The organism is Rahnella perminowiae (assembly GCF_019049755.1).
Taxonomy (GTDB): Bacteria; Pseudomonadota; Gammaproteobacteria; order Enterobacterales; family Enterobacteriaceae; genus Rahnella; species Rahnella perminowiae.
This window is the reverse complement of record NZ_JAFMOS010000237.1, coordinates 1-2,360: the sequence shown is the minus strand read 5'-3', so window position 1 is coordinate 2,360 and position 2,360 is coordinate 1. Positions and strand designations below refer to the sequence as shown.

Genomic DNA, 2,360 nt, shown 5'->3' with positions numbered 1-2,360 from the left:
CGTGGAGCACCTACTGGCTCGAAAGAAAAGCGGCGATCATCGCATGATTCTCGCTCAATATTCGTAACCAGTAAGCGCATACCCTGAATCACTTCAAAGTGTAATTCTCAGGGTGCGAATGACTATACTTCGCTCATAACTGCCAGGAGTTAGCTTGGTGCTTAACAATCACATTACACTTTATCAATCTTACCAATTGGATGAGCTTAGAGTGCAGAGCAAACGAGAGTTGCATGATCCCACCATGGGTTATTATTAATCTTTGTAGCGCGAACGGTAAATTGTGCTTCCCGCACCTCATCCAGCAATGCCTGAAGTGGTCGTAAGGTACGCCAAGGTTGACCATTCTTTAGCAATTGATGTTTTTCGATATCATAACAGTCAATGTCTTCAGGGTTGTGGGGGCTCCCACACATGGAACTGATCACAAAGTGCCCTTTGGGTTTAAGAACTCGTTTTACTTCAGCCAGGCAGCGTTGCCGGGCGTCTCCAATAAGACAATGCAAACAACTACCATCAACAATCAGATCAAATTCTAAATCTGAAAATTGAGGTAGGTTGCAGACATCACCAACAATAAAATGGGCGGTGAGATTAGCTTGTTGAAAGCGTTCTTCAGCCCATTTGATTGCAGTTTCAGCTAAATCTACTCCCCAAACTTCATAACCATGCTCGGCGAGATACTGCGCTGCCATTGCGCCATTTCCACATCCAAGCTCAAGAACCTTTGCTCCAGATGGTGGAAGATATTCATGTATGCTGAGCCAGGAAAACACCCGTTCCTGCTGTTCTTTCGCCCTTACATAACCATCTCCAGCCCATGCTGTAGCACCGTTCGCTATCAGTTCACGATACTGTTTCTCGTAAATATTCATATTGGACATGCCTTATACTCAGCAAATAATCAGCTGTTACTGTATAGCCAAATAACGTGGATATGAAGACGACAATAAAGGTAAAGCGACAGCGCCGCAGTGTCTCCTGTAGAGGAAAAGTTATGGATTGAGAGTCATATTGAACCGTTGCCCGTGCTCAAGGCACACTGTTTTCAGCCATATCGTTGTTATCCCTGGCGAGATATTTTTGTGACAACGGCGTACGGTCCGCTTTTCACTCTTAGCGACGTATTGACCCTGCCACAGGCATGTCTATGTAAAAAGTGAAAGTGTTATAATTCAAGCATTCATTTGCCCTGATATACGATAACGATGATAAATAGAATACTGGTAAGTGCTTGCCTAATGGGGTTCAAGGTGCGCTATGACGGAAGTGAGAAAGCACAAATGACCGATCAGTTGCAGCGCTGGCAGAAAGAGCAGCGTCTTGTGATCCACTGTCCTGAACTGGCCGCTGGGTTGCCAATTCCACGTCCCTCAGCTGAGATTGTTTCTACTGATGGTAAAGACGTAATGAAGGCGCAGGTCAGAATACTTGAAATTACGGGGCAGGATGTAACTGAGCACTATCAGCTTGCCGCCTGGTTGGCATTACGTACAGCTCAGGAGTCAGGTTGTACCGCTGCGTTGTTAACCGACGGCAGTCCAACATGCGGTAGCCAATTCATCTATGACGGTTCATTTAGCGGCCAACGTAAGTCAGGTATGGGAGTCGCAGCTTCGCTACTCACTGAACATGGTATAGCCGTGTTTTCTGAGAAGAGGCTCGCCGATCTCATTGCCTGGATTGATGAGAAAGAACGCTGAACATATTTTTCATTGAGATACGAAAAGAAATCAGCTTTTTTGTTTATTCCTGGACACCTTCTCAGGCCGCTTAGTGCCAAAAGCGGAAGTCACGAACAGTAAAGTGCGTTAATCAAAGGGGTGCAGGTCACCCGGGCAGATCCCGTACCGTGTTCGGGGAATAATGCAACAGGCTTCGACTTATACCGATAATCCGGCACCCGCGTCGTTCGCTGGCCTGATGTTCCGTCATGACGTAACGCACCAACTCACGCTTTTCGGACACCGCTAAAGTTTTTTTGAAACAACATCCTTAAGAATTTCATGATCTAAGCTCAAGAAGGCATACATCTGCTTTAATCGGCGGTTTTCCTCTTCCAGCTCTTTCATTCGTTTGATATCAGAGGACTCCATACCGCCGTATTTAGATTTCCAGTTGTAATAGCTGGCTTCCGACACGCCGTTTTCGCGGCACACATCCTTAACGTGCCGACCCCCTTCAACTTCTTTTAGAACTCGCAGGATCTGAGTTTCAGTGAAACGCGCTTTCTTCATGATGAGCCTCCTTTGGTAGTATTTTAACCAGAGAACTCTATCAAGCAGTAAGACTAAATTCAGGAGGGACTACAACAGCAACATACACTCCGATTATTGGAATTTTTTCAAACGGAACTGACA

General features: G+C 45.8%; 2 protein-coding genes and 1 pseudogene. 1 reads left to right on the top strand and 2 read right to left on the bottom strand.

Translation table 11 applies throughout. From position 1 onward, the window contains the following. Positions 1–206 precede the first annotated feature (206 nt). Positions 207–875, bottom strand: a complete 669-nt coding sequence (locus J1785_RS01680; protein WP_217218666.1) for a class I SAM-dependent methyltransferase — start codon at positions 873–875, stop codon at positions 207–209. Between the two features lie 333 nt (positions 876–1,208). Here J1785_RS01680 and J1785_RS01675 point away from each other — a divergent pair, with 333 nt between their 5' ends. After that, entirely contained in the window at positions 1,209–1,703 is a 495-nt protein-coding gene (locus J1785_RS01675; protein ID WP_217218665.1) for a 2-thiouracil desulfurase family protein, read from the top strand. 133 nt (positions 1,704–1,836) lie between these two features. Here the strand turns inward: J1785_RS01675 and J1785_RS01670 are convergent. Continuing rightward, positions 1,837–2,237: pseudogene (locus tag J1785_RS01670) on the bottom strand (transposase); the annotation flags it as partial. Between the last annotated feature and the right edge of the window lie 123 nt (positions 2,238–2,360).

Bases quoted from the DNA above. Each gene is read 5' to 3' on its own strand.
- J1785_RS01675 (WP_217218665.1), top strand. From the start codon at position 1,209: ATGATAAATAGAATACTGGTAAGTGCTTGCCTAATGGGGTTCAAGGTG.
- J1785_RS01680 (WP_217218666.1), bottom strand. From the start codon at position 875: ATGAATATTTACGAGAAACAGTATCGTGAACTGATAGCGAACGGTGCT.